The 303-nt window shown below is 60.7% G+C and carries 1 protein-coding gene; it reads left to right on the top strand.

The window, feature by feature from the left end:
* Window positions 1-303 (top strand): hypothetical protein (locus ACFI6G_RS22255; protein ID WP_462710490.1); only part of this gene is annotated, 303 nt, incomplete at both ends.

Genomic DNA, 303 nt, shown 5'->3' with positions numbered 1-303 from the left:
TGAAAGCGCCGACGATCGCGCTGGAAGCGGCGGATGCGAACGACGATGGCATCTACAACAAAGAAGAGCTTGGCTCAGATGGCACCGTGACGGCGACGATCAGCCTGCCGGATGACTTCGATGCGAGCAAAGACACGCTGACTATCAACGGTTCGACCCACACCTTGACGGCGGATGAAATCGCAGCGGGTGAAGTGACAGTGGACGTGGCGCCAGAAGGCACCGTGACCGCACAAATCACCGATGCGGCGGGTAACGTCTCGACCGAAGCGAGCGCGACCGCGTTGGAAGCGGACGTTGACG

The sequence above is a fragment of the Vibrio sp. PSi01 genome, assembly GCF_054960695.1.
The sequence above is the reverse complement of the archived record's forward strand: the minus strand, read 5'-3'. Positions and strand labels throughout refer to the sequence as shown.